Source organism: Sphingobium sp. RS1, from assembly GCF_056156825.1.
Map to the genome: position 1 here is coordinate 1,918,720 of NZ_JBLZXE010000002.1, position 19,603 is coordinate 1,938,322.

Genomic DNA, 19,603 nt, shown 5'->3' on the forward strand with positions numbered 1-19,603 from the left:
GGCTCAGCCTCCTTTCAGGCGACCCGTTCGCGCATCTGGTCTTGGCGCGGCAACGGATCGTGACGCGGCGCGGGGCGTTCGTTGCCGACCACGGCCACCACTTCGACGCCCTTGCCGTCGGGAATTTCGAGGAAAGACAGCACCGGCGTCTCCGGCAAATGCGGTTTGAACAGGCGCGAGAGCGCGCGGCGCGCCACCGGAGAGGTGACGATGGCGAAGGGCCGCGCCTGCCCCATCAGCGGACGGGCGGCATGGACCACCGCTTCGACGATGCGGTTGGCGAGGGCGGGTTCGATCGGATGCTTGGCATCGCCGGCAACGCGCATCGCCTGTGCCAGCAAGCCTTCCAGATCGCCGTCGAGAGTGATGACCGGCAGCGGCATCTTCACGGGCACGAGGCCCTGGATGATGAGCGCGCCGATCCGCTGACGCACGGCTTCGACCAGTTGTTCGTGGCTCATATCGGGGCGGGCGGCATCGACCATGGCTTCGCAGATGCGGCGGAAATCCTTGAGCGCGATGCCTTCCGACAGGAGCGCGCGGCAGAGCGCGCTGATCTGCGTCAGGCTGAGCGTGCCGGGCGTCAGACCGTCGACCAGCTGCGGCGCGGCGTCCTTGAGGTTGTCGAGCAGCTTGCGCGCTTCGTCCAGACCGAACATTTCGGATGCATTCATCGCGATCAGCTGGTTGAGGTGCGTCGCCACGACCGTCGGCGGATCGACCACGGTATAGCCGGCGACCACCGCTTCGCTGCGGCGCCCTTGCGGAATCCATACGGCGTCGAGGCCGAAGGTCGGGTCTTTCGCCGGACGGCCGGTGACGGTGCCTTCCAGCGCGCCGCTGTCGAGGGCGAGCAGGTCTTCGGGCCAGATTTCGTCTTCGCCCACGACCACGCCAGCGATGGTGATGCGATACTGGTTCGGTTCCAGCGCCAGATTGTCCTTCACGCGGACCATCGGCACGACAAAGCCCAGTTCCTTCGACAGCTGGCGGCGGATGCCAGTGATGCGGGCCATGAGCGGCGCGCCCTTGCGTTCGTCGACCAGGCTGATGAGGCCATAGCCGATTTCGAGGCCGAGGATCGCGCCGTCCGAAACATCATCCCATTCGATGATGGCAGGATTGGGCGGCGGCGCCACGGGCGCGGGTTCGGCGGCCTTTTTCTGGCTGTTCTTGCGCAACTGCCAGGCGATGCCGCCGGCAATGGCGGCGGCGGTCAGGATGATGATGTGGGGCATGCCCGGCAGGATGCCAAGGAAACCCAGGATCGCGGCGACCGGCACCCAGGCCTTGCCCGAACCGAACTGGTTGGCGACCTGCCCCGACAGATCCTGCTCGCTCTTGACGCGGGTGACGATGGACGCCGCGGCAATGGAGAGCAGCAGCGCCGGGATCTGCGCGACCAGCGCGTCGCCGATGGCGAGGATGACATAGGTCTGCGCCGCTTCGCCGATCGGCAGCTTGTGGCTGACCACGCCCAGGATGATGCCGCCGACGATGTTGATGACGAGGATCAGGATGCCGGCGACCGCGTCACCCTTCACGAACTTGCTGGCACCGTCCATCGAGCCGTAAAAGTCAGCCTCGGTCGCGACTTCGGCGCGGCGGAGCTTGGCTTCTTCGGGCGTCATCAGGCCGGCATTGAGGTCGGCGTCGATCGCCATCTGCTTGCCCGGCAAGGCGTCCAGGGTGAAACGCGCCGACACTTCGGACACGCGGCCCGCGCCCTTGGTGATGACGACCAGGTTGATAATCATCAGGATGGCGAAGACGAAGATGCCCACGACATAGTCGCCGCCGATCAGGAAGTGGCCGAACGCCTCGATCACCTGTCCCGCTGCATCCGACCCTTCATGCCCCGACACCAGCACGACGCGGGTGGACGCGACATTGAGCGCAAGGCGCAGCAGCGTGGCGAACAGCAGCACGGTCGGGAAACTGGAGAAATCGAGCGGCTTGGCGGCGTTCAGCGCCACCATCAGCACGGCCAGCGAGATCATGATGTTGGTGATGAAACCGATGTCCAGCATGACCGCCGGGACCGGCACCATCATGAACAGCACGACCATCAGCGTCGCAAAGGGGAGCACGGCCCCCTTGGCGGCGCTCATCCAGATCTTCGCTTTGACTTGGGCAGGGGACATTGCGGCCGATTACCTTCCGAGGGTGGCGAGCATGAGATAGGCGAGGCGCGCCGTCTGCGGTTGCGGCTTGACCATGATGTCAGGCTGCTCGGCGAGGCGCTGGGTTTCGATCCGCACATAGTCGGCGGGCTGGACCGTCTTGCTGCCCGAAGGCAGGCCGGCGGAGGCATATTGGACATCGCCGCCGATGCTATCGACGCCCTTTTGCAGCTTGGACGCGAAGCGATCGCGGATCTCGGCGAAGCTGCGGGCATTGCCCTGCTTGTCGTAGAAGATCGAGCGGTTGGCGCGGGCGGCGGACGGGAAGAGCGAGGCGGCCGTGGCGCCGGGCGCGCGATCATGCACCGACAGGAATTTGGAGGCCCCGCCGACGCCGAGGAAATGGGCGAGGTAGAGATCGACCGGCTCGGCCTCGCGGCCCAGCTTCGATTCCAGATAGGCCTTGTTGTCGGCGGCATGTTCCGCCGCCATGACCGAGGCGGTTTCGGGATGCTTGCGCAGGTCGAGTATCTGCTGGCGCAGGTCCGGGTCGGCCACATAGTAACGGCCGCCGCTCTGCTGGATCGCATTGGCGGCCCAGCCCAGCCCATATTCGCTGCCATGCTTGTCGATGACGGCGAGCCAGCTCTGGTCGATGAACTGATAGAGGCCGGTCGCGGACGAGGTCGACGCGCGGGCCGTGGGATTCAGGCTAGATTCGATCTTGGCCTGACCCAGCAAATAGGAAAAGTCGACACCAGTACGGCGGCTCGCCATCGCAATCGCGTTGGTCACGCGATTACCCGTCGAAGTCCCGGTTGCTGATATGTCTGCGAAAGCGGACACGACTAAAATCCTCACTTGCTAGCGAGGACATTAGAGCAATGTTTGTGCCAAGATTTGGTTAACGCGGGTAAGGGATTCGTGTCCCCAAAACGTAAAACGGCGCCCGAAGGCGCCGCTTTAGCCGAAAGTCGAAATATTTTTCGTCAGCTTTTACCGGCCGTAGGTCAGCGGCGCGGTCTGCGCGCCATGGGCGGCGAGGATGGCGAGGCGCTGCTGCGCATGATCGGCGAGCAGCTTCACACGAATACGGGCGCTGTCGAGCAGCGGCATCATGACGCTCAGCCGTTCCACCACCGCGGGATCGGACCGCCAGGCGCCAATCGCGCGGACGGACGAGGCCGCGCGGCTGACACGATTGCTGGCGATTTCGATCGCGGCGGCATCATTGCCGTCAAGCACATCGCGCAGATCCTCGAACGCGTCGAACAGATCATCCAACGCGGCAAGACCCAGCGGCATGGCTTTATTCCTCTATCAGGCCGCCGACAGGTCGAGCGCGATCATGCGTTCGGCAATGGCGGACGGGTTAACCGGGTAATTGCCCGAGGCAATGGCCGATTTGATGGCGGCGATACGGTCCATGTCGACCGGTGCGCCTTCGGCGGCCATGCGCGCGGCAGGGCTGCTGGATGCGGCGGCGGACGCGGCCGTGGTCGATCCGGTGGTGGCAGTCGCGCGCGTCTTGGTCCCTTCCCGCAGGCGGGAAGCCTCGATGGCAGCGCTGATATTCTGGCCCACTGACTTGATCATTGGATAATCCTTCACTCGTCCCTACTGACTATAACGGACAAGTTCAAAAATCATTAAATCCCGGAACGCGCACAACGCCCATTTCTACGACCTGGGCGAAAATAGGCGCGCTTTTCTTGTCTTCACGCACGCGAATCGTCTCGCCCAGGGCGCCGTCCTCGTCCGCTACCATCATGCGCGACACGCTGAAAGCGGCGTTGCCGGCCATCAGTTGCACCGGATCGCCCTTGCGCACGACCGCTTCCTTCGCGACGGCAGGCGCCGGGCGCGTGAAGCGGTTGACGGCGCCATAGGTGGCGGCGGTGCGGGGCAGCGGCCCCGACGCGGCGGCGGCCGATCCGGCAACCAGCGGCACGCGGATGCGCCAATTCAGGGCATCGCACTTCACCATCGCGGCGCCGAAGATAGGGCCTTCGACGCTGGGCGTGGTCGGGCAGGCGGCAAGGCGCAAACGCCGATCCACCGGCGCGGCGGGGCCGCCCGGTTCGCCCAGATTCGCGCCGACAGTCATCGCCACCAGACTATCGATACGGTCGAGATTCTCGAATTTCTGGCTGCCCTGTACCTGGGCCATCGCGGGCGACACGCTGGTCAGCGAGGCGGCGGCGAGGAGGAGGGAGGAAAATCGGAACACGGCATGTCTCCTGACGGAAATACGGTCTTGTCAGGATTTCAGCAATTTTCGTGCCAAATATGATTAACGGCCGGGTGCGATGTTGATGATCTGCCCCTGCCCGGCTTGCCCCGTGCTTTGACCATCGCCCTGGTCGAGGCCGCGAATGCGCAGGCGATCCTGCGCGATGCCATCCATGCGCAGCGCACGGGCGACCGCACCCAGACGGGCGGCGGCCAAATCCCAGTCGTCGAAGCGCTGGCGGCCATGGTCCGACCCGTCGCTGCGGACTTCAACCCCGCCCGGCGCCTGCGCGAAACGCTTGGCTACGGCGGACAGGCGTGCGCGGCCGGCATCGCTGAGCAGGGCTTCGCCCGGCAGGAACAGGTCGGCGGCGCGCAGGTCCACGCCCTGCTGCATCGCCCGCCCGCCAAATTGCTGGCTAACCTGAGAAAGCATGGCGTCGCGGCGCGATCCGCTGGCCTGCAACAGCACGAAGAAGGCAAGCAGGAGGAGGAGCAGATCGGCAAAGCTGACCGCCCAGCGATTGCGCCGGGCGGTGGAAGCCGATGCCGTGGCAGAAGGCGCGGTCATGCGACTTCGCGGATCGTGGCGCGGCGCAGCGGCGCATTTTCGCGCCGGGCTATGCTTAGCATCCGGTCCGCCACTTCGCGCTGCCAGGCCAGTTCGCGCTCCGACAGGTCGGCCAGACGCGCGGCGACGGGCGCGGCGAGGATATTGGCGATGACGACGCCGTAGAAGGTGGTGAGCAAAGCCAGCGCCATGGACGGGCCAAGCCTCGCGGGATCGTCCATCGCGGCGAACATGCCGACCAGACCGATGATGGTGCCGGCCATGCCAAGCGCCGGCGCGGCGTCGGCGATCGACAGCCAGACCTTGTGCACGGAGCCATGGCGCTGCGCCCGATCGGCCAGCGATTGCGCCGCCCAGAGTTCGAACAGGTCGGTGCGCTCGCTATTGGCAAGCTTGCGCGCGGCTTCGGTCAGGAAGGGATTGGCGGTCTTCACCCGGTCGGTGCAGGACAGGCCGCGCAATTGCGCCACCTGATCGATCTTGAGCATCGCCGCGCGGGCGGCATCGCGATCCCGCGCGGGATCGGCGGTCAGCAGCGGACGCAGGGCGGCCATGGCACGCCCCATCGCGCCGACGCCATTCTGGAACAGAGCCACCGCCGCGATCCCGGCCAGCATCGCGGCCAGTGTCAGCGGATCGAACAAATGGCTGATTATCGCGATCATGAACCTGCTGTTCCCATCATCTCATCGACTCTTCTCATCGGCTGGCGGCAACGCCCTGCCGCCGGCCGGCAAAAAATTGCCACCCTTGCCGCCTCCCCCCGCAAACACCCCGTTTGCCGGGGTTTTCCGTGCTGCCGATGCGTCACCCACGCAAATTGGCACGGCTCTTGCTGATCTCCGACGGGATCACCCGGAGGAGACGCCATCAGGTGTCAGAACGGCGGGGGACCAGAAACTTTTAGAGCGAATTTGACCATGTCGGTGGATGACAATCTGTTCGGGATACACGGAAAGGCGCTGGCGCTTCGTTCGCAGCGCCTGTCCCTGCTCGCGTCCAACATCGCCAATGCCTCGACGCCCAACTACAAGGCGCGCGACATCGATTTCGAGTCCGCGCTCAAGGAAGCCACGACGCAGGCCGGCAACAGCGCGACCGACGTGTCCAAGGCCGTCGATGACGCGATGGGCTATCGCGTGCCGCTGCAACCCAGCCTCGACGGCAATACGGTCGAACTGAGCACCGAACAGACTTTGTTCGCCGAAAATGCGGTCAAATATCGCACGACCCTCTCCTTCCTTGAGGGCCGCATCAACACCATCAACCGCGCCCTGAAGGGAGAATGAGCATGAGCAGCAATACGCCCATGAACATCTTCGACATCGCCGGCCGCGCCATGAGCGCCCAGCTGGTGCGCCTGAACGCCACCGCATCGAACATGGCCAATGCCGGCAACGTCACCGGCACCGCCGGCGAAGCCTATCGCGCGATCAAGCCGGTGTTCGAAAGCGTCACCGACACGCCCGGCGTGTCGACGGTGAAGGTCAAGAATGTCGTCACCACCAATGCGGAGCCGACCAAGCGCCACGACCCCAATCATCCGCTGGCCGATGCCAATGGCGATGTGTGGGAAGCGGCCGTGGACGGCAATGCCGAGCTGGTCGACATGATCGAGACCGCCCGCATGTACCAGAACAACGTCCAGGTCTTGAACACAGCCAAGTCCCTGATGATGGAAACCATAAGGATCGGCAAATGACGACCACATCCACGGTCACCGACAGCGCGGGCCTTTCGGTCTATAACCCCAATGCCACGATCGGCACGGGCAGCGCGACGATGGACCAGTCCAGCTTCCTGACGCTGCTGACCGCGCAGATGCAGTATCAGGACCCGTTCGAACCGGTCGATAACGCGCAGATGGTGTCGCAGATGGCGACCATCACCAATTCGTCCGGCATCGCGGAAATGAACCAGACGCTGAAGAATATGGCGAGCGAGCTGACCGGCACGCGGCTGGGCGATGCAGCCAGCTGGATCGGCAAGTCGATGCTGGTGCAGAGCAATATCGCCGCGCCCGACGCCACCGGCACCTATGCCGGGCAGATTACCCTGTCCGCCGCCACCGAAGGCGCGACCATCGACCTGGTCGATTCCGCCGGCAATGTCGTCAAGTCGATCGAAACCGGCGCGCAGCCGGCCGGCGACCTGACCTTCTACTGGGACGGCAAGAATGACGCGGGCGAGACGGTTTCGACCTCCGCCCTTCAGGTCAAGGTCAGCGGCGCCACGACCAGCCAGGTCGCGACCTGGGCCACCATTGCCGCCGTCCAGTCGCCCGCCGACGGATCATCCTCGAAACTCATCACCGCGCTCGGCAGCTACAGCCCGTCCGACGCGATCAGCCTGATGTAATCTCTCTCACCCTCACCCCCAAATCCTTTTCACCCAAGGAGCAACGCCATGTCCTTCTACATCTCCCTGTCGGGCCTGAAAGCCGCCCAGATCGACCTCGCCACCACGTCCAACAACGTCGCCAATGTCAGCTCGACCGCGTTCAAGAAGAGCAAGGCGCAGTTCGGCGACATCTTCGCCGCCGCGCCGATGCAGACCACCAACCAGGTCGCCGGCCAGGGCGTGCGCGTGCAGGACGTTGCCCAGCAGTTCACGCAGGGCACGATCGAAGGCACCGACAAGACGCTCGACCTTGCCATCACCGGCGAAGGCTTCTTCACCGTGAAGGGCGAGGACGGCACCGTCAGCTATACTCGCAACGGCGCCTTCTCGGTCGATGAAGACCGTTATGCCGTCGACACCACCGGTTCGCGCATCCAGGTGTTCGCGGTCGATCCCGAAACCGGCGACATCACCGGCACTACCACGGGCGCCACGCCGGCCGACCTGACCGACCTTCAGATCCCGACCACGCTGAACGGCGCGGCCGACGGCGCGCAGCTCAACAGCGTCGCGGTGTCGAAGGAAGGCCTGGTTTCGGCGGTCTACGCCGATGGCAGCACCGTCTATCTGGGCCAGGTCGCCATGGCTTCGTTCAACAGCCAGGAAGGCCTGCGTCAGGAGGGCGACGCCCACTGGACCTCGACCGTCGCGAGCGGCACCCCGACGCTGGGCACCGCCAATCAGGGCCTGTTCGGCGCCGTCAACTCGGGCTTCCTGGAACGCTCGAACGTCGACATCACCGACGAACTGGTCAACCTGATCGCGGCGCAGCGCAACTTCCAGGCGAACAGCAAGGCGATCGAGGCAGCGAACACGCTGACCACCACCATCGTCAACCTGCGCACCTAATCGCTTCAGGCACGGGACAGAAGGTTTAGCCCATGGATCGGCTCGTCAACACGGCCCTTACCGCGATGCGCGGCGCGATGGCGCGGCAGGCGTCGGTCGCGAACAACCTCGCGAACGTCAACACCGTCGGCTTTCGCGCCGAAATCGCCAATGCCGAGACGCGCTGGATCCAGGGCGACACGTTCGACACCCGTGCCCAGGCATCCGAACAGGTCATCGCCGCCGACATGGCGCAAGGCGCGATGACCGAAACCGGCAACACGCTGGACGTGGCCATGAACGGCGATGCTTTGCTCGCCGTTCAGGCTGCGGACGGCAGCGAAGCCTATACGCGCCGTGGCGACCTGAAGGTCACAGACAGCGGCCTGCTGACCACCGGCGACGGCCTGGCCGTGCTGGGCGAAGGCGGCCCGATCACCCTGCCCCAGATGGACAGCGTGTCGATCGCCAAGGATGGCAGCATCTGGGGCGTGCCGCAGGGCGGCGACCCCGCCAATCCGGCGCAGGTCGACAAGCTGAAGCTGGTCAATGCCGCCGGGTCCAGCATCGCCAAGGGCACCGACGGCCTGTTTCGCGAAGTGAATGGCGGCGCCTTGCCATCCGATCCGCTGGCCACCGTCACGTCGGGATCGCTGGAAGGATCGAACGTCAACGCGACCCAGGCCCTGATTCAGATGATCGAGGCGAGCCGCGCCTGGGAAACCCAGGTGAAGATGATCGATACCGCCAAGCAGCTGGACGATGGCGGCGCCTCGCTGATGCGCCTCGACAGCTGAGGCATATAGTTAATTTTGGCACGCATCTTGCTGTGATGACTGCATGAGCATCCTCCGGGATGCCGCCACGGAGATACAACGATGAGCAACGCCGCCCTTCATGTCGCCCGCACCGGCCTTGACGCGCAGAACACGAAGATGCGCGTGATCGCCAACAATCTGGCGAACGTCAACACGACCGGGTTCAAGAAGGACCGCGCCGATTTCGAGACGCTGGCGTACCAGCAGATCATCCAGGCCGGTTCCAATTCGGACAGCGAGAACAAGTTCGCCAACGGTTTGAATCTGGGATCGGGCGTGGCGCTTCAGGGCACCAGCAAGATCAACACCCAGGGTACGCTGAACCAGACCAACAATGTTCTGGATATCGCAATCGAAGGGTCGGGCTATTTTCAGGTGCAGCAGCCCGACGGCTCCATCGCCTATACACGCGCCGGCAATTTCAGCGTCACCGCCGAAGGCACCGTCGTCACCAGCGACGGCCTGCCGCTGATCCCGCAGATCACCGTGCCGCAGGGCGCGACGTCGGTCGCGATCGGCAATGACGGCACGGTTACCGCTACGCTTCAGGGCGAAAGCGAACCGAGCAATCTGGGCCAGATCGAGATCGCCACTTTCATGAACCCGGCGGGCCTGACGTCCATCGGCGGCAACCTGCTGACCGAAAGCGCCGCGAGCGGCGTGCCGCAGGTCGGTGTGGCGGGTCTGGAAGGCCGCGGCCTGATGCGGTCGGGTTATCTGGAAACGTCGAACGTCAACATCGTCGAGGAGCTGGTCGACATGATCGAGACGCAGCGCGCCTATGAGGTCAATTCGAAGATGATCAAGGCGACCGACGAGATGCTCCAGTACGTCAACCAGAATATCTAAGGCTGAATGATGCGCCTGTCCCACGCCGTCCTCGCCGCCGCCTCGCTGATCGCGCTTGCCGCCTCGCCCGCCGACGCGGGCAAGAAGAAGCGCGAGATCGAACGCGACTATTATCAGCCGACGGTGGCACAGCCGGTCGCGCCCGCCGCGAACGGCTCCATCTTTCAGGCGTCGATGGGCTATACCCCGCTGACCAGCGGCGCGCGCGCCACCACGGTGGGCGATATCATCACCATCGTGCTGGTCGAACGGACGCAGGCGAGCAAGACCACCAGCGCCGACACCGCCCGCAACGGCTCTGTTGGCCTGACGCCGCCGAGCACCGGCATCCTGTCCAAGCTGATTTCGCCCACCGATATCGGCGCCAGCGGCCAGAATACGTTTACCGGCAAGGGCAATGCCAGCCAGTCGAACGCGCTGACCGGTGAGATTACCGTGACGATCGCGGCGGTCTATCCCAACGGCACGATGCTGGTGAAGGGTGAGAAGGCGCTGACGCTCAATCGCGGCGACGAGTTCATCCAGATCAGCGGCCTCGTCCGCCAGGCCGATATCGCGCCCGACAACCGCATCGCATCGACCCGCGTCGCCGACGCCAAGATTATCTACAAGGGCAAGGGCGAGATCGCCAATGCCAGCCGTCAGGGCTGGTTCCAGCGCTTCTTCTCCGCAATCAGCCCCTTCTGATGGAAACCGGAACGACCATGATCCGCCTTCTTCGCCTGTTTCTGCCGATCTTCGCGCTGGCCTTTGGCGGCGGGGCCGTGCCGGCCCATGCCGAGCGGATCAAGGATCTGGGCACGTTTCAGGGCGTCCGTCCCAACCAGCTGACAGGCTATGGCATCGTCGTGGGTCTGGCCGGGACCGGCGACGACAGCATCCAATATGCAACCGAGGGTATGAAGGGCGTCGTATCGCGCTTCGGTCTGACGCTGCCGTCGAACGTCAATCCGGCGCTCAAGAATGCGGCCGCCGTGCTGGTCACGGCCGATCTGCCGGCCTTTGCGAAGCCCGGTCAGCGGCTGGACGTTACCGTTTCGGCGCTGGGCAAGGCCAAGTCGCTGCGCGGCGGTACGCTGATCATGACGCCGCTGCGCGGTGCGGATAATGAAATCTATGGCATGGCGCAGGGCAACCTGGCCGTCGGTGGCCTCGGCGTATCCGGCGCCGATGGCAGCCAGGTATCGGTCAACATCCCGTCGGCCGGCCGTATTCCCGGCGGCGCTACGGTGGAACGGGCGGTCGCGACCGGTTTCGATACCGCGCCGACCCTGACCTTCAACCTGGCCGAAGCCGACCTGACCACGGCGCTGCGCGTGGCCGACGGCATCAACAAGACCTTCGGCGATCGCCGCGCCCGCGCGACCGACGCCGTATCGGTCAATATCGACGCCACGCCGGGCGCCGAAGACCGCATCCTGATGATGGGCATGATCGAGAATATCGAGATTTCGCCCGCCGATGCGCCCGCCAAGGTGATCGTCAACGCCCGCACCGGCACGGTCGTCATCAACGGCGCGGTGAAGATCCATCCGGCCGCCGTGGCGCACGGAAAACTGACCGTCAGCGTCAATGAAAGCCCGCGCGTCGTGCAGCCCGCCCCCTTCAGCCAGGGCCAGACCGCGCTGGAGCCGTCGAGCAGCATCAGCATCGACCAGGAAAAGAAACCGATGATTAATTTTAAAGGTGGAGCGTCGCTGGCCGATATAGTGAAGGCGGTCAATGCGATCGGGGCGTCCCCGGCGGATATGGTCGCGATCCTCGAAGCCTTGAAACAGGCGGGCGCGATGAAAGCGGAACTGGTGGTGCTGTGATGCAGGTAACGACGACAGGCAATGCCGCCGCAACGGGCGCCACATCCTCGCAGAAGGCGCAGCTTCAGAAAGCGGCGCAGCAGTTCGAGGCCGTCTTCCTGCGCCAGATGATCGGCGCGATGCGCTCGGCGAGCCTCGCCGAGGGCATCACCGATTCCAGCGCGACCCAGCAATTTCAGGACATGGCCGACGCCCGCACCGCCGACGCAATGGCCGGCAAGGGCGCGATGGGCATCGCCGAACTGCTCATGAAGCAGTTCGGCGCCCGCGTCAGCGACACGCCAGCTACGACTGACGCCACCGCCAGCAAGGCGACCGGCGCATGAGCGACCTGTTCGTCATCGGCGCATCGGGCACCAAGGCCTATCGCACGGCGATGGCCGCGATCGCGGAGAATATCTCCAACGCGAGCACGGAAGGCTATGCCCGCCGGTCGGTGACAACCATCGAGTCCGGCGCATCGACGGCGACCATGTCGCTCTATATCGCCCGCGCCAATTTCGGCGGCACGCAGGTAGCCGGCGTCAATCGCGCGTCCGATCCCTATCTGGATGCCACGGTCCGCAATACCGGCATGGCGCTGGGCAGTGCGAATGCGCGCCTGCGCTGGCTGAGCGATTCCGAAACCGCGATGAACGATACCAGCACCGGTGTCGGCCAACTGATGACCAGCATGTTCCAGAATATGGAGAAGCTGGCCGCCAGCCCGACCGACACGTCGCTGCGCGTGACGACTCTGGACAGCATCAGCCGGGTCGCACAGAGTTTCAACCAGACCGCCGCCGACTTGAAGACCGTGTCCGAGGGCATCGCCACGGAAGGCCAGGCCTCCGTCGCCACGATCAACCAGTCGCTCGACGCGCTGGCCGACATCAACAACAGCCTGCTGCGCGCGCAGCCGGGCACGTCTGCCTATGCGCAGTTGCTCGACAGCCGCGATTCCGCGTTGCAGACGCTGTCGGAGAATATGAACATCACGATCAGCTTCGGCGCGAACGACAGTGCCGAGGTCAGCTTCAATGGGCAGACGCTGGTCAGCGGCAACAGCGCGACCAGCCTGACGATGACCGCCAATGACGATGGTACGCTGTCGCTGGGGCTGGCGGATGGCACGGCGCTGAGCGCGCCGGCCAGCGGTACGCTGGGCGGCCTTTTTTCGGCCGCCGATACCGTCGCGGACCGACGCGAAAGCCTGGACACGCTGGCGGCACAGTTCGTCACCGACCTGAACGACTGGCATGCCCAGGGCCTGACCGATGGCGGCGCCGCAGGCGGCGCCCTGCTGTCCGGCACGACCGCCGCGAGCCTGACCGCGCTGGTCACCGACCCGGCCCAGTTGGCGCTCAAATCATCCGACGGGACGGCCAACGGCAATCTGCTGACGGTCAGCACCGCCCTGCGCGGCAATGGCAGCGTGGAGCAGAACTGGACGTCCCTGATCGCCCAGCAGGCGACATTGCTGTCATCGACCAAGGCGGAAGCGGAAACCGCGTCGAGCCGCAACGACCAGGCGGTCGCGGCGCGCGAAGCGGTAAGCGGCGTCGATCTGGACATGGAGGCAGCCGATCTGCTGCGATTGCAGCAGGCCTATTCGGCATCTGCCAAGATATTGCAGGTCGCCAAGGAAACCCTCGATTCCATCATGAACATCATCTGACGGAGGACTGAGTCATGGTAGGCATCACCAACAAAATCATGCTCGCCGAAATCCGCCGGCAGCAGAAATTGTCGCAGGAACTGGTCGCCGGCCAGACCGCGATCTCGACCGGCGTGACGCTGAACAAGCCGTCGGACGATGCGCTGGCCTGGGTGCAGGTATCCGACGTCGGCCGGGCGCAGGCGCAGCAGGCCGCCTGGCAGACCAATGTCAGCTATGGTCAGGCCCGGTCCGGCAATGCCGAAGCCAATCTGTCGGAAATCGACAATCTGCTGACGCGCGCACAGGAACTGGTGACGTCGGCGCGCAATGGTTCGACGAACGAAACCAATCGTGCCGCGATCGTCGAGGAAATGTCGACCATCCGCACCACCATCAACGAACTGATGAACCAGAAGGATTATCAGGGCGTATCCGTGTTCGATGACGGACAAAGCGTGCTGGTGCCGGTCAGCCGCGGCCTCAACCTGGCCGTCGTGGGCACGAAGCAGGACGTGACGACTGTCGACGTCGACGGCACATCCATGTCGATCGACGATATATTGGCGCAGGGCATCGCCGCCGTGGAAAGCGGAGACGACAGCGCCATGGCGGCTGCGGTCACGACCGTGCAGACGGCGCAGGGGCATATCACCGTCGAACAGGCCAAGCAGGGCGTGCGCAGCGATCGGCTGGAAGTGATCGGCACCCGCCTGACCGATGTGGACCTGAGCCTGACGGAAAAGCGATCGAACCTGGAATCCACCAAGCTGGAAGAGGTCATCGCCAAGGTGAAGTCGGGGCTGTTGCAACTGGATGCAGCGCAGACGACCTTCGCGCGCATCAATCAGCAGACGCTGTTCGACCTCATCAAATGATCCGCCGTAAAAAGGCGCCACGGTCCTAAACCGGACGCTAACCAGTCCGTATTAACCTTAAGAACGGCATCGCCAAAGATGCCATCGGACTACCGCCTGCGGGGCGTTTCAATCGGGGATAATCATGTTCGCAGCCATCGGCCTCGTCATTCTGCTCGTCATGGTGTTTGGCGGCTTTGCCTTCACCGGCGGCGACCTTGGTCCGGTGCTGCATGCCCTGCCCCATGAAATGCTCATCATCGGCGGCGCCGCCGTCGGCGCGCTCGTCATCGGCAATAGCGGCGCGGACCTGAAGGCGCTGGGTGGTGGCCTGGGCAAGGTATTCAAGGGTGCCAAATACAAGAAGCAGGATTTTCTGGACTGCATCTTCCTGGTGTCGAAGCTGATGAAGACGCTGCGCGTCGAAGGGCCGGTCGCGCTGGAACCCCATATCGAAGACCCGTCCAGTTCCACCATCTTCACCGAATATCCCAAGCTGATGAAGGACAAGGCGTTGGTCCACCTCATCAGCGACACGCTGCGCCTGGTCGTCATTTCATCCGGCACGCTCGACCCGCACGCGGTCGAGGATGTCATGGACAATGCACTCAAGACCCATCACCATGAAGCGATCAAGCCCGCCGACAACCTGCAAGGGCTAGCCGACGCGCTGCCCGCGCTGGGTATCGTCGCGGCGGTTCTGGGCGTGGTGAAGACCATGGGCTCGATCGACCAGCCGCCCGCCATCCTGGGCGCGATGATCGGTTCGGCGCTGGTCGGCACCTTCCTCGGCATTCTGCTTGCCTATGGCATGGTCAATCCCTTCGCCAATCGCTGCCGCGCAGTGATCGAGGCGGATGGCGCCATCTATCATGTCGTCAAGCAGATCATCATCGCCTCGCTGCACGGCCATCCGCAGCCGCTGGTCATCGAAGCCGCCCGTTCGGGCCTGACCCATGCCAACCAGCCCGGCTTTGCCGAGGTGTTCGACGGCATGCGGGGCAAATAAGCCATGGCCGAGAAGAAGCGCGGCGCGAACGAGCCGGAACCGCGGCCCATCATCGTCAAGAAGATCATCGTCGAAGGGCATGGCGGCCATCATGGCGGCGCCTGGAAGGTCGCCTATGCCGACTTCGTGACGGCGATGATGGCCTTCTTCCTGCTGATGTGGCTGCTGGGTGCGACCACCGAAAAGCAGCGCAAGGCGCTGGCCGACTATTTCACGCCGACTCTGGTCGAACTGAAGATGGCGTCGGCCGGGTCGACCGGCCTGATGGGCGGCGACAGCATGACCGGCAAGGAAAATTACCCGACCACGGGCGGCGTCGGCAATCTGTCGATCACCATCCCGCGCGACGCCACCGGTACCAAGGACCAGGGCGGCAAGGCGATGCGGGCGCAGGACCGGCAGAAGTTCGAGTCGATCAAGAAGAGCCTGGAAGAGCGCATGATGCGCAAGGGGCTGGGCAAGCTGCGCAAGAATGTGCGCTTCACCGAAACGCGCGAAGGATTGCGCATCGACCTGATCGACGAGGCCGATTTCGCGATGTTCGCCATGGGTACGGACCGTCTGGTCCCGCAGGCCCGCACGCTGATCGGCGAAGTCGCAACCGTATTGCAGACCATGCCCAATCCGGTGATCGTGCGCGGTCATACCGACGGCCTGCCCTATGCATCGGGCCGGACCATGAGCAACTGGATGCTGTCGTCCAACCGCGCCGAATCGACGCGCCGGGCGCTGGCCGAGAGCGGCATCGGCAATGACCGCTTCGCCCGGATCGAGGGCGTGGCCGATCGCGAACCGTTCATCAAGGATGATGCCTATGACCCGCGCAACCGGCGCATGTCGATCATCCTGGGTTGGACCCGCGGCAGCAGCAAGGATGACGACGAGGAACAGGACCCCGAAACCCAGGCGGCGATCAAGGAGCGCGACAATCCGCAGCGCGTCGCCAGGGAACAGGCACAGAAGCTGGACATGGGCGGCACCGGCCTGCCGACGGGCGCCGCGCTGATCAACCCGACCGCGCCGGGGACGTCGAACAAGCCCGGCAAGCATTGATCCTGGAGCAGGATGTTTTCGGATTGAACTACATCATGCCCTAAGAGTCTTTTGTTTTCCGTATTTTGCGAGCCGTCATCTGGTCCAGATGACTTCAAAATGCTCTGGAGGAAGGCCTTGGTCGGCGGATATTGCCAGCCGGGGCCTTCCCCAACCGCGTCCTTGCCCTTTAGGAAGACAGGCAGCTAGAAACATGGCAGCGGCTTGAAGGGTGTCGACACGCATGGCGAGATGGGATTTCAGCGCTTGGTCGGACCCGGTCTTTCATCATGCCGATATCGGCGCATTTCAGACGCTCGACCGGATCGCCGAGGGTATTCACGAAATCGCCGATGGGGGCCAACGGCTCCACATCCTGTTCCGCGACAAGCAGTCGCGCAACCTGATGATCTTCTTCCATGGGGCGATGCCCGACGACATCATGGAAAGCTATACGCTGCCGGTCTTTTCCGGGGTCAAGATTGCCGACAATGCGGATGCCGACCGCCTACTCATCAGCGATGCGACCTTGTCCCTGTCCGATGACAATCTGAAACTTGGCTGGTTTTCCGGCAGTGCGGCCTACAACGTATTCGCCGCGATCCAGGCGCTCATTGCCAGGGTTGCCGCCGGTTATGACCGCGTCATCCTGATCGGGGGATCGGGCGGCGGCTTTGCGGCGCTGCGTGCGTCCGCTTTCCTGCCCGGTTCCACGGCGCTGGTCTGGAACCCGCAAACGGACATCGCACTCTATCATGAGAAAGCCGTCGCGCATTATGCGCGGGCATGTTTCGATCATGCCGATTTCGGTGCCATCGACCCAGCGGTGAAGGCCGCCCGGCACAGCAATCTCTGCGATCTCTATAGCCAGCCGCGCGGCAACCGGATCATCTATTTCCAAAATGGCCCCGACACCATGCATGTACGCAACCATGCCGGGCCGTTTCTGGAGGCCTATGGCACCGCCCATGGCCTTGCCGAACCGGCCCCCGCATTTGGCCTGTTCGGGCCGAATCTTCTCCATATTCAGGGCCATTGGCCGGGTGGCCACAAGCCGCCGCCCAAACAGGTGCTGATCAAATCCATCAGCCTGCTGCTGGCGACGGACGACGCGAGCGCCCTGCCCGCGGTGCACAAGGGATTAAGTCACTCGAAATATAAGGCCTTCCTCTTTCAATAGGAGGCCGATCGCGATGGAGAGCCTGCGCCAACTGACGGCCTATGCTCCATTTCAGGCTGGCAGGACCAGGCTCGCTTCCAGCCCGCCTTCCGGCCGGTTCGCCAGCCGCAATTCGCCCTGATGCTCCGCCATGATGGCGCGCACGAGCGCAAGGCCAAGGCCAGCCCCACCCGTCTCGCGGTTGCGCGATCCTTCGAGGCGGGTGAAGGGTTCGAGCATTTCGGCCATGCGGTCCTGCGCGATGCCCGGCCCTTCGTCGGCGACGGCGATGCGGATCGTGCCCGCTTCGTGCAGCACCGTCACATGGGCGCGGTCGCCATAGACGATGGCGTTTTCTATGAGGTTGCGCAGCGCGCGACGGATCTGTTGCGGGCGCACGAAGGCCACGGCGCGGTCGCTGTCGGACAGGTCGACGGGCGATCCCAGTTCGATGAAATCCTCCACGACGGCGTCGGCCAGCGCGGCGAGATCGACCTTCTGCGGGCTTTCCGTGCTGCGCCCGGCACGGGCGAGCGAGAGGATATCCTCCAGCATCCGGTTCATCTCGTCGATCGTTTCGGACATACGCGCGCGTTCGCCGTCATCCTCGACCGATTCGGTGCGGACGCGGAGCGAAGCGAGCGGAGTGCGCAGGTCATGGCCGATCGCACCGAGCATCCGGTCCTTTTCGTCCAGCATCGCGATGATGCGCGACCGCATGGCGTTGAAGGCCATGGTGAGGTCGCGCACATCACCGGGGCCGCGTTCATCCACCGGATCGGCGGCACCGGTGCGGGCGAATTGCTGGGCAGAGCCGGTGAGCTGCTTGAGCGGCCGGGCGAGACGGCTGCCGACCCAGAGCAAGGGCAGCAGGACGATGACGTAGAGAATCAGCGTCTGGCCGATCAGCCAGCCGCCAAAGCGCGCGGGGCGATTGCCGATGCGCGCCTCCGTCGTCACCCATTTGCCGGGTTCATATTCGACCGCAAGGCGCAGCCTGCCTATGCGCCGGTCGCCCGGCGCTTCACCGGTGGCGCGGCTGCGGATCTGCTCCCAGCGGCGCAACGGCGCGATGCGGCTATCCTCCGCCGCGACGATCGAGTGGACGGTCAGGCCGATATCCTCGAACATGGCCTCCGCACGCGCCTGCACGTCCGGGCGCGGCTTGCCGTCCAGAACCGGGCGGGTGGCGGAAAATTCGACATTGCGCCGTTCGGGCCGTTCGCGATCTTCTTCGCGTCGATCCGGGTTGAGGGACCGGTCAGGGCGATCCGACCTGCGATCGACATGCGTATCGAGCGCGTTGATGACGCGGTAGACGACCGGCGCCGTCTGCGCCGTCAGATCGACCCGGTTGCGTTCGCGCAGCAGCAGGCCGAAATTGATCGCCTGCGCCACGAACAGGGCGATGGCGACCAGGATGATGATCTGGCCGACCAGGCTTTGCGGCCAGAGGCGCAGACGCCTCACAGTTTGCGGACTTCCGCCGAGAGGGTGTAGCCCCCGCCCCATACCGTCTTGATGAGCGTGGGATTTTTGGGGTCCGGCTCGATCTTCTTGCGCAACCGGCTGATCTGATTGTCGATCGCCCGATCGAAGGCATTGGCTTCGCGGCCCTGGGTGATGTCGAGCAGCTGGTCGCGGCTGAGCACCTGATTGGGACGGGTGGTGAAGGCCAGCATCAGATTATATTCGGCGGTGGAGAGCGGCAGAGACACGCCTTCGCTGTCGACCAAAGTGCGTTCCTGCGTTTTGAGCAACCAGCCGGCGAAGCTGTAATTGGCGCCGTCGGGCGCGGTGACGCGCTGGCCGCCGGTGGCGACGCGGCGGAAGATCACCTTGATCCGGGCGACCAGTTCGCGCGGCGAAAAAGGTTTGAGCACATAATCGTCGGCACCCATTTCGAGGCCGACGATCCGATCCGTTTCCTCCGTGCGGGCGGTAAGCAGGATGACGGGGATCTCGCTCGTCTCGCGGATGTGGCGGCAGAGGGACAGGCCGTCCTCCCCCGGCATCATGATATCGAGGATGACAAGGTCGATTGCATTGGCGTTGAGCCGCAGCCGCGCTTCGGCAGCGCTTTCCACGGCGGTAACGCGAAAACCGTTGCGCGACAGATATTGCGCCAGCGGTTCGCGGATCGAGCGCTCGTCATCGACGAGCAGGAGATGGGGTCGTTCGCTCATCTTGCCTGTCTGTCATGGCTGGAGAAAGGTTGGAAGGGCGAAGGCAGGGGAAAACCTTAGCCCTTCCAAGGTGTCGGCCCGGCGCCAGG

The 19,603-nt window shown here is 64.3% G+C and carries 23 protein-coding genes; 14 read left to right on the top strand and 9 right to left on the bottom strand.

Annotation, left to right across the window (positions count from 1 at the left end; translation table 11 throughout):
- Nucleotides 1-14 precede the first annotated feature (14 nt).
- From flhA to ACNHGR_RS10960, 7 genes are all read right to left on the bottom strand, one after another.
- Nucleotides 15-2,144 carry a flagellar biosynthesis protein FlhA gene (gene flhA / locus ACNHGR_RS10930; RefSeq protein ID WP_475286028.1) on the bottom strand — a complete coding sequence of 710 codons (2,130 nt, stop codon included), beginning with the start codon at nt 2,142-2,144 and terminating at the stop codon, nt 15-17.
- Nucleotides 2,145-2,153: 9 nt separating this feature from the next.
- Nucleotides 2,154-2,969, bottom strand: coding sequence for a lysozyme family protein (locus ACNHGR_RS10935; protein ID WP_475286030.1), 816 nt, complete (start codon nt 2,967-2,969; stop codon nt 2,154-2,156).
- 150 nt (nt 2,970-3,119) lie between these two features.
- Nucleotides 3,120-3,428 (bottom strand): hypothetical protein, encoded by a 309-nt coding sequence (locus ACNHGR_RS10940; protein ID WP_184267236.1) that lies wholly within the window; start codon nt 3,426-3,428, stop codon nt 3,120-3,122.
- A gap of 15 nt (nt 3,429-3,443) precedes the next feature.
- Nucleotides 3,444-3,719: a flagellar biosynthesis anti-sigma factor FlgM gene (gene flgM / locus ACNHGR_RS10945; protein WP_475286032.1), complete on the bottom strand. Its 276-nt coding sequence runs from the start codon at nt 3,717-3,719 to the stop codon at nt 3,444-3,446.
- Between the two features lie 43 nt (nt 3,720-3,762).
- Complete coding sequence (locus ACNHGR_RS10950; protein WP_475286034.1) at nt 3,763-4,353, bottom strand: flagella basal body P-ring formation protein FlgA; 591 nt, start codon at nt 4,351-4,353, stop codon at nt 3,763-3,765.
- A gap of 63 nt (nt 4,354-4,416) precedes the next feature.
- Nucleotides 4,417-4,926, bottom strand: coding sequence for a flagellar motor protein MotB (locus tag ACNHGR_RS10955; RefSeq protein WP_475286036.1), 510 nt, complete (start codon nt 4,924-4,926; stop codon nt 4,417-4,419).
- Nucleotides 4,923-5,591: a MotA/TolQ/ExbB proton channel family protein gene (locus ACNHGR_RS10960; RefSeq protein ID WP_475286038.1), complete on the bottom strand. Its 669-nt coding sequence runs from the start codon at nt 5,589-5,591 to the stop codon at nt 4,923-4,925. Before ACNHGR_RS10960 ends, ACNHGR_RS10955 begins: the two co-directional genes overlap by 4 nt.
- A 255-nt stretch (nt 5,592-5,846) precedes the next feature.
- On the opposite strand from ACNHGR_RS10960, the gene flgB reads away from it, so the two are divergent.
- The 14 genes from flgB (at nt 5,847) to ACNHGR_RS11030 (ending at nt 17,349) form a co-directional block, all read left to right on the top strand.
- A complete protein-coding gene (gene flgB / locus ACNHGR_RS10965; RefSeq protein ID WP_184272014.1) occupies nt 5,847-6,215 on the top strand; it encodes a flagellar basal body rod protein FlgB in 369 nt (122 codons plus the stop codon).
- A 2-nt stretch (nt 6,216-6,217) separates the two neighbouring features.
- The gene (gene flgC / locus ACNHGR_RS10970) at nt 6,218-6,628 is read left to right on the top strand and encodes a flagellar basal body rod protein FlgC (RefSeq protein WP_184267242.1); all 411 of its coding nucleotides are present in this window, start codon (nt 6,218-6,220) and stop codon (nt 6,626-6,628) included.
- Nucleotides 6,625-7,284, top strand: a complete 660-nt coding sequence (locus ACNHGR_RS10975; protein ID WP_475286040.1) for a flagellar hook assembly protein FlgD — start codon at nt 6,625-6,627, stop codon at nt 7,282-7,284. Before flgC ends, ACNHGR_RS10975 begins: the two co-directional genes overlap by 4 nt.
- Before the next feature lie 48 nt (nt 7,285-7,332).
- Entirely contained in the window at nt 7,333-8,175 is an 843-nt protein-coding gene (locus ACNHGR_RS10980; protein WP_475286042.1) for a flagellar hook-basal body complex protein, read from the top strand.
- Nucleotides 8,176-8,207: 32 nt separating this feature from the next.
- Nucleotides 8,208-8,951 carry a flagellar basal body rod protein FlgF gene (locus ACNHGR_RS10985; RefSeq protein ID WP_475286044.1) on the top strand — a complete coding sequence of 248 codons (744 nt, stop codon included), beginning with the start codon at nt 8,208-8,210 and terminating at the stop codon, nt 8,949-8,951.
- An 81-nt stretch (nt 8,952-9,032) separates the two neighbouring features.
- Entirely contained in the window at nt 9,033-9,821 is a 789-nt protein-coding gene (gene flgG / locus ACNHGR_RS10990; protein ID WP_184267246.1) for a flagellar basal-body rod protein FlgG, read from the top strand.
- Between the two features lie 9 nt (nt 9,822-9,830).
- On the top strand, nt 9,831-10,508 hold the full coding sequence (locus ACNHGR_RS10995; RefSeq protein WP_475286046.1) for a flagellar basal body L-ring protein FlgH: 678 nt from the start codon (nt 9,831-9,833) through the stop codon (nt 10,506-10,508).
- 17 nt (nt 10,509-10,525) lie between these two features.
- On the top strand, nt 10,526-11,635 hold the full coding sequence (locus ACNHGR_RS11000) for a flagellar basal body P-ring protein FlgI (RefSeq protein WP_475286048.1): 1,110 nt from the start codon (nt 10,526-10,528) through the stop codon (nt 11,633-11,635).
- Nucleotides 11,635-11,961 carry a rod-binding protein gene (locus tag ACNHGR_RS11005; protein WP_475286049.1) on the top strand — a complete coding sequence of 109 codons (327 nt, stop codon included), beginning with the start codon at nt 11,635-11,637 and terminating at the stop codon, nt 11,959-11,961. The genes ACNHGR_RS11000 and ACNHGR_RS11005 overlap by 1 nt, the downstream gene beginning before the upstream one ends.
- The gene (gene flgK, locus ACNHGR_RS11010; protein ID WP_184267249.1) at nt 11,958-13,292 is read left to right on the top strand and encodes a flagellar hook-associated protein FlgK; all 1,335 of its coding nucleotides are present in this window, start codon (nt 11,958-11,960) and stop codon (nt 13,290-13,292) included. Before ACNHGR_RS11005 ends, flgK begins: the two co-directional genes overlap by 4 nt.
- A gap of 14 nt (nt 13,293-13,306) precedes the next feature.
- Nucleotides 13,307-14,149, top strand: a complete 843-nt coding sequence (locus ACNHGR_RS11015; protein ID WP_475286051.1) for a flagellin — start codon at nt 13,307-13,309, stop codon at nt 14,147-14,149.
- A gap of 124 nt (nt 14,150-14,273) precedes the next feature.
- Nucleotides 14,274-15,137: a flagellar motor stator protein MotA gene (motA, locus tag ACNHGR_RS11020; protein WP_184267251.1), complete on the top strand. Its 864-nt coding sequence runs from the start codon at nt 14,274-14,276 to the stop codon at nt 15,135-15,137.
- A gap of 3 nt (nt 15,138-15,140) precedes the next feature.
- Nucleotides 15,141-16,190, top strand: a complete 1,050-nt coding sequence (locus ACNHGR_RS11025) for a flagellar motor protein MotB (protein ID WP_184267252.1) — start codon at nt 15,141-15,143, stop codon at nt 16,188-16,190.
- A 223-nt stretch (nt 16,191-16,413) separates the two neighbouring features.
- Nucleotides 16,414-17,349 carry an alpha/beta hydrolase family protein gene (locus ACNHGR_RS11030; RefSeq protein ID WP_475286053.1) on the top strand — a complete coding sequence of 312 codons (936 nt, stop codon included), beginning with the start codon at nt 16,414-16,416 and terminating at the stop codon, nt 17,347-17,349.
- Between the two features lie 51 nt (nt 17,350-17,400).
- Here ACNHGR_RS11030 and ACNHGR_RS11035 read toward each other — a convergent pair whose 3' ends face one another.
- Both ACNHGR_RS11035 and ACNHGR_RS11040 read right to left on the bottom strand, forming a co-directional pair.
- Nucleotides 17,401-18,798, bottom strand: coding sequence for a sensor histidine kinase (locus ACNHGR_RS11035; RefSeq protein ID WP_475286054.1), 1,398 nt, complete (start codon nt 18,796-18,798; stop codon nt 17,401-17,403).
- Nucleotides 18,795-19,514 (bottom strand): response regulator, encoded by a 720-nt coding sequence (locus ACNHGR_RS11040; RefSeq protein WP_475286056.1) that lies wholly within the window; start codon nt 19,512-19,514, stop codon nt 18,795-18,797. The genes ACNHGR_RS11035 and ACNHGR_RS11040 overlap by 4 nt, the downstream gene beginning before the upstream one ends.
- Nucleotides 19,515-19,603: the final 89 nt, after the last annotated feature.

Coding starts and splice junctions, on each gene's coding strand:
- flhA (WP_475286028.1), bottom strand. CDS start 2,144: ATGTCCCCTGCCCAAGTCAAAGCGAAGATCTGGATGAGCGCCGCCAAG.
- ACNHGR_RS10940 (WP_184267236.1), bottom strand. CDS start 3,428: ATGCCGCTGGGTCTTGCCGCGTTGGATGATCTGTTCGACGCGTTCGAG.
- flgM (WP_475286032.1), bottom strand. CDS start 3,719: ATGATCAAGTCAGTGGGCCAGAATATCAGCGCTGCCATCGAGGCTTCC.
- ACNHGR_RS10955 (WP_475286036.1), bottom strand. CDS start 4,926: ATGACCGCGCCTTCTGCCACGGCATCGGCTTCCACCGCCCGGCGCAAT.
- ACNHGR_RS10960 (WP_475286038.1), bottom strand. CDS start 5,591: ATGATCGCGATAATCAGCCATTTGTTCGATCCGCTGACACTGGCCGCG.
- flgB (WP_184272014.1), top strand. CDS start 5,847: ATGTCGGTGGATGACAATCTGTTCGGGATACACGGAAAGGCGCTGGCG.
- flgC (WP_184267242.1), top strand. CDS start 6,218: ATGAGCAGCAATACGCCCATGAACATCTTCGACATCGCCGGCCGCGCC.
- ACNHGR_RS10975 (WP_475286040.1), top strand. CDS start 6,625: ATGACGACCACATCCACGGTCACCGACAGCGCGGGCCTTTCGGTCTAT.
- ACNHGR_RS10980 (WP_475286042.1), top strand. CDS start 7,333: ATGTCCTTCTACATCTCCCTGTCGGGCCTGAAAGCCGCCCAGATCGAC.
- ACNHGR_RS10985 (WP_475286044.1), top strand. CDS start 8,208: ATGGATCGGCTCGTCAACACGGCCCTTACCGCGATGCGCGGCGCGATG.
- flgG (WP_184267246.1), top strand. CDS start 9,033: ATGAGCAACGCCGCCCTTCATGTCGCCCGCACCGGCCTTGACGCGCAG.
- ACNHGR_RS10995 (WP_475286046.1), top strand. CDS start 9,831: ATGCGCCTGTCCCACGCCGTCCTCGCCGCCGCCTCGCTGATCGCGCTT.
- ACNHGR_RS11000 (WP_475286048.1), top strand. CDS start 10,526: ATGATCCGCCTTCTTCGCCTGTTTCTGCCGATCTTCGCGCTGGCCTTT.
- ACNHGR_RS11005 (WP_475286049.1), top strand. CDS start 11,635: ATGCAGGTAACGACGACAGGCAATGCCGCCGCAACGGGCGCCACATCC.
- flgK (WP_184267249.1), top strand. CDS start 11,958: ATGAGCGACCTGTTCGTCATCGGCGCATCGGGCACCAAGGCCTATCGC.
- ACNHGR_RS11015 (WP_475286051.1), top strand. CDS start 13,307: ATGGTAGGCATCACCAACAAAATCATGCTCGCCGAAATCCGCCGGCAG.
- motA (WP_184267251.1), top strand. CDS start 14,274: ATGTTCGCAGCCATCGGCCTCGTCATTCTGCTCGTCATGGTGTTTGGC.
- ACNHGR_RS11025 (WP_184267252.1), top strand. CDS start 15,141: ATGGCCGAGAAGAAGCGCGGCGCGAACGAGCCGGAACCGCGGCCCATC.
- ACNHGR_RS11030 (WP_475286053.1), top strand. CDS start 16,414: ATGGCGAGATGGGATTTCAGCGCTTGGTCGGACCCGGTCTTTCATCAT.
- ACNHGR_RS11040 (WP_475286056.1), bottom strand. CDS start 19,514: ATGAGCGAACGACCCCATCTCCTGCTCGTCGATGACGAGCGCTCGATC.